Origin of the sequence: Streptomyces ziwulingensis (genome assembly GCF_039542605.1) — a bacterium.
Classification (GTDB): domain Bacteria; phylum Actinomycetota; class Actinomycetes; order Streptomycetales; family Streptomycetaceae; genus Streptomyces; species Streptomyces ziwulingensis.
Genome location: NZ_BAABIG010000045.1, coordinates 1 through 5,132, shown reverse-complemented (window position 1 = coordinate 5,132; position 5,132 = coordinate 1). Strand labels below are relative to the sequence as shown.

5 protein-coding genes are annotated in these 5,132 nt (G+C 68.7%); 3 read left to right on the top strand and 2 right to left on the bottom strand.

Annotation, left to right across the window (positions count from 1 at the left end; genetic code table 11):
• On the bottom strand, positions 1–1,247 hold a 1,247-nt coding region (locus tag ABEB00_RS22030), incomplete at its 3' end, for an MFS transporter (protein ID WP_345621728.1).
• A gap of 308 nt (positions 1,248–1,555) precedes the next feature.
• Between ABEB00_RS22030 and ABEB00_RS22025 the strand changes: the two genes are divergently transcribed.
• The gene (locus ABEB00_RS22025; RefSeq protein ID WP_345621726.1) at positions 1,556–2,095 is read left to right on the top strand and encodes a hypothetical protein; all 540 of its coding nucleotides are present in this window, start codon (positions 1,556–1,558) and stop codon (positions 2,093–2,095) included.
• A 203-nt stretch (positions 2,096–2,298) separates the two neighbouring features.
• Here ABEB00_RS22025 and ABEB00_RS22020 read toward each other — a convergent pair whose 3' ends face one another.
• Complete coding sequence (locus tag ABEB00_RS22020; RefSeq protein ID WP_345621725.1) at positions 2,299–2,616, bottom strand: helix-turn-helix domain-containing protein; 318 nt, start codon at positions 2,614–2,616, stop codon at positions 2,299–2,301.
• A gap of 72 nt (positions 2,617–2,688) precedes the next feature.
• On the opposite strand from ABEB00_RS22020, the gene ABEB00_RS22015 reads away from it, so the two are divergent.
• Positions 2,689–3,621 carry a hypothetical protein gene (locus ABEB00_RS22015; RefSeq protein WP_345621724.1) on the top strand — a complete coding sequence of 311 codons (933 nt, stop codon included), beginning with the start codon at positions 2,689–2,691 and terminating at the stop codon, positions 3,619–3,621.
• A gap of 71 nt (positions 3,622–3,692) precedes the next feature.
• A partial coding sequence (locus ABEB00_RS22010) for a hypothetical protein (RefSeq protein ID WP_345621722.1) occupies positions 3,693–5,132 on the top strand: 1,440 nt, incomplete at its 3' end.

Genomic DNA, 5,132 nt, shown 5'->3' with positions numbered 1-5,132 from the left:
TCGGTGTCCCGGTCCTCGACGCGATCTGATTCTTTCAGGGCGGGGGCTGCTACCTGTGTCCGCCCGCGGCTACCAAGGAGGCAGCCGACCGCGGCGGTGGCCGCTGCGGCTCCGGCAACGAGTAGCAGGACGCGGTGGTCCACGAGCACAAGCAGACCCGCTCCGGCAGCCAGGGCAACGGCGTTGGGGGCGTAGAGGAGGGTGTTGGCGGTGGCCGCCACTCTGCCCAGGAGAGTGTCCGGGGACTCGCGCTGGACGGCCGTCAGAGCTGCGATCAGCACGCAGGGCAGCCCCGCGCCGATCATCGCGCTGGCAAGCAGGACACCTGGCACCGAGGGGATGACGCGCAGGCCGACGCCCAGCGCGAAAAGCATGATGCCGGCTGCGGCGAAGACTCGTTCGGGCATCCGCCGAAGCAGAGCACCGGCGAACAGCCCGATGGCTACCGAGCCGATGCCCTGCACGGCGTAGAGGACCCCGGCGAAGGCGGGCGGACGGTGAAGACCAGCATCGACCACCGCATAGACCGACGCTCCGTTCAGCCCGGCCACGCCCATAGTTGCGGCCCCGGCCAGCACCAGCCGCCACAGAACCGGGTGGTGTCGCAGATAGCGGATTCCCTCGGCGGCCTGGGCGCTCCATCGTTGGGCTTGAGCCGGGCGGGGCGCGGGTTCTGACACGCGTATGAGGGCAAAAGCTATCGCGGCAAGCACGAAGGTGACCGCGTCCAGCAGGGCCACTGCTGTGCCGCCGAACTGGACGAATAGAAGCGCGCCCAGAAGCGGAGCGACGAGTTTCATGCCCTCGTTCGCCGTCATCCGCAGGCCGTTGAAGTCTCCGCGTAGTGTTTCCGGTACAGCGGTCGTTACCAGTGCGGCCTCCGCCGCATCCAGCAGTACCGAGCTGGTGCCGTACACTATCAGTACAGCAAACAGAATCCAGATCTGGTCGCTGGAACGTACGGCGAGAAGCGGCAGCAGTACCGCGGCCATGCCGAGATTGGTCCAGATCAGCAGTGGACGCCGGCGCGCCCGGTCAGCCAGTGTGCCGATCAGCGGGCCGAACAGAATGGGCGCCCATACGCAGAAGGTCGTCAGGGCCGCCAGGCTGTCCGACCCGGTGAGCGACTTGGTCCACACACCGGCTGCCAGAGCCATAGCAGAGCTACCGAAGCCCGAGACCACCACACCGCTCAGGTAATACACCACATTGCGGTCACGTAAGACCCGTCCTCCGCCCCAGCCCATCCCCTTGCCCCTTCCACCGCCACGAAGACCCAGGCGCACCCCCGCCCGGCGTACGGAAAGCATTCTGCCCGCAAGCACCAGGGCGGAGGCAGGTCGTGCCCGTGGCGGAGCCTTTGACCGAGCATGAGGCCGGCTGTGGTGGGCGGGAGTTGTCTATCTGCGGTTCGCTGCGGGCTCAAGGCGATCGCGGGCGGTCGATTGGGGGCATCTGCGGTCACCTTCTGCGATCTTGCTATGGCCGCCCCTACGTTTGGCTGGGGCTCGGAGTGCCATCGGGCTCGGGATCGGCAAGCGAAGGCGGGGCCGGGATGACGCCACTGTTCGAGCGTCTGGATCAGGAAGAGACGGTTGTTCGTGGCGAGTTGGCCGCGCTGCGCGAGAAGGTCGCGGTGGCCGAGGAGCGGCTGGCTCATCTGACGATCACGCGGGAGACGCTGTTGTCTCTGGGCGCCGAGGAGCACGTCAACCAGGATGACGGTACGCAATGGCCGCCGGAAGGCCCCGCAGCCGAGCCGATGCCGAATGACCTTGCCTCTGATCCCCAGCCTGCCGATGCGGACGTACCTGCCGGTGGGCCGGCCTCGGTCGGCCCGTTGGAGTGGGAAGTGGCGCGAGAGCGGATGTTGGTGCTGCTGGCGGGAGCGGGTCGGGCGATGAAGGTGCAGGACATTGCGTCGGCGATCGGCGAGGACGTCTCGGCCATGTCGAAGGGGCGGCGGGTGGAGACGACCAGGTCCCGGCTGAAGCGTCTGGCGAAGGACGGCCGCGTCACTGAAGGTCCAACTGCCTGGTTCACGATCTCTCCGGTCGACGCCGGTAACGAGCGGCAGGAGGATCCTCGGGGGTGAACCGGGGCCGCGAGCGCGCGGCAGGAGAGGTTGGCACCGCCGAGGGATTACCCGTCGACTCGGCGGTGCCGGGTGCGTGAGCGCCGTCTGACAGGTGGCTCCCGCGTTTCGAGCGTAGTTGAGGCAGTCTCCTCTCGATGCGCGGAGCCACGAACTTCGTCATGCCCGGTCGCTGTTTGGCGTCTTTGGGCGTGGATCGAGGCTCAATGCGTTCTCTTTCGATCGATGTTGGTGCCGGCCGGCCACAGGGTGGTGCCGGTGAAGTGTGCGAGGCGGGCGACGGTGGCCACGTCCGGCCAGGACCGTCCCGCAACGAGGTCGGCAATGGCCTGCCTGTTCACTCCAGAGCCGGCGGCGGTCGCGCGCAGGCTCAGGCTCTGGTCGTTCAGGACCAGGGCGAGAGTGCGTGCGATGAGGCGGACCGCTTCGGCGGCCACGTCGGCGCTCGGCTGCTCGGGCCAGGCTTTCGGATCGTCGGTCAGCTCCCGGGGGGAGCGTGCGCGGGCGCGTCCGCCGACCATGCGCGCACCATCCTGTCCGTTGAAGTTGATCAGCTGTGGAATGGCTGCTTGTCCAGCCGGTATGTATGGACCGTGGTTCTTGATCCCGTTACGTCCGCGAAGATCACTCGTTATCGGCCGAAGAGCGCTCCACCTGCCTGGGCCGAGGTCGCTCCGCTGGTGCGGTCGGTCGTTGCGGCAGCTGTGACGGCCGTCCCTTATGACGTGGAGCGGTTGCTGCATGTGGTCGGCAGGCTGGCGTTGTGGGCTGAGGCGGCGGGGCTCGAACGGTCCGCGGACGCATGGTTGCGCAATGAGGTGATCGACGCGTTCGTGCTCTCGCGGGTGGGGGAGATCGAGGGGTCGTCGGTACGGACGTACCGGACGTGGCTGCTGCGCGTACGTGACGCCCTCGCCTGGAGTGAGCGCGGGGAAGCGTCCCCGGCACGGATGCACGCGGACGCAAGCCCGCATCAGCCGTACTGCGCGGCCGAGTTGGCGGGGCTGCGGCACTGGGCCACTCATCTGCCGCGTCAGCAGAGGACCGATGCGCTCGCGTTGCTGGGGCTGGGTGCCGGTCTGGGGCTGATGCCGAAGGAGGTGGCGGCCAGCCGAGGGCTCGATCTGTGTCGTCCGAGCCGGGGCGGACCGCTGCTGCACCGGGGCGTCGAGCGGCTGGTCCCGCTGGTGGCCAGGGCTGCCTGGGACACGGTTCTGGGGGAGCTGGCAGAAACGGCGGGCGGCGGCTACCTGTTCCGGCCGAGGCGGACTGTCGAGTACGCGAAGAACCTGATCGGCTCCTGGTCCCTGATCCACCGGCCGCCGCAGGAGCTGCCCACGGTGTCGGTCGGCCGGTTGCGGGCGACGTGGATCGTCGAGCTGATGCGCGCGCATATCGATCACCAGCTGATCGCCCAGGCGGCCGGGCTTTCTTCCGCCGCGTCTCTGGCCCGCTGGCAGCACCTGGTCCCACCCGTGGACGAGCTGACTGCGGCCAGGCTATTGCGGGGCCCGGAGGCGAGGTGACCAAACCCCGGGCGTGGCGAAGCCCGGAGAAGATCAAGCAGTGCCGGCCACGACCGGTCACCGACGCACCGATGGAGATCCCGGACTCCAAGGTCGGACAACTCGATGCGCTCCTGCACGAGTCCGGAGTCCTCCATCTGATCGACACCGAGCTGGGAATTCGCCCCGGCCCAAAAGGGCTCCCCGTGCGGACCGTGCTGGTGGGCTTGTTGCTTGCGCTGCACTATCACCAGAGCGCCAGCCTCGCGGTTGTCTCCCGGGTGCTCCTTGATGAGCTGCGGGCCCCTGCGCGCTCCTGGCTCGGCGTTCCGGAGGGCAGTCGTGTTGATGGCCACGCCAGGATCGCGTTCTCCCGTCGTATCTACCGTTCCTTCGACCGGCTGACCACAGTCCTCGACCCTCACCGCTGCGACCGGCGCAGCCGCCTGCCGGCCGAAGAGGCCAGAGCTGTCGCTGCCGCTTGGGAAGATGCGGACGCCGAGCGCACGCGTCGGCGGGAGCTGTTGCAGGAGATCAGTGACCGTCTGGTGCTGGTCACCGTCCGCGCCGCCCACGGCCGGAGCCTGCTCAAGGGCTGGCGGGGCGATATCGGCGCCGACACCACTCCGGTTCCTGCCTGGCACCAGCCGCCTCGCGAACGGCGGGGCCTCGCATCCGTCGAGCTCACCGCCGGCTGGCACTACTGCGGGGGCGCTGAGGAAGGCATCTTCGGACACTCCGCCAGTCTTCTCGTCGCTGCCAGCCGACGACATCGCACTGGTCACCCGCAGGCCGGTGAGCGCGTCAGCCGCCACCCGCAACTGGCGCTCGGCCTTGTCCTGGACACCCCGGGCAAGCGCATCGGCCCGAACGCGGTCCACTCCCTGACCCAGCTTGCCCCGCTCGGCTTCCCGAAAGGGCTGCTGGCCGCCGACCGCGCCTACACCGACCAGATCACCGAGCACTTCGCCCAGCCGGTCCGCACCCTGGGCTACCAACTCGTTCTCGACTACAAACAGCAACACCGTGGAGTCCAGGGCACCCACCAAGGCGCTCTCCTCGTCGACGGATCCCTCGCCTGCCCCGCCATGCCGCCAGCACTGGCCCACGCGACCACAGGGCTCAACGACAAGGCCGTACGCGACCTCGCTGACGGCACCGAGCTCAGCGAGCGGATCGCGAGCCGGGAACCGTACTACCTCAAGCTCAAAGAGACCGCCGACGAGCGCGGCGCGATCAGGCTCCAGTGCCCGGCCAGCGGACCCTCGCCCGCCGTGGTGTGTCCCCGCTTCAACCAGGTCCACCGCGTCCCAGCACCACGGCCAGCCGTGGTCGACCTCACCGACAAGCGGGCCACCGCAGCACACACTGCGGCCAAACCCACTGTCCCGATCCCTCAAGGGGAACGGCTGCGGCTCCTGCCCCAGGACGAGCTGCCGCGGATCTGCCAGAAGCCCACGATCACCGTCCGCCCCGGCGCCCTCGGCAAGCTCGACAAATTCCGCCAGGACCGGCACTACCTCCACCCCACC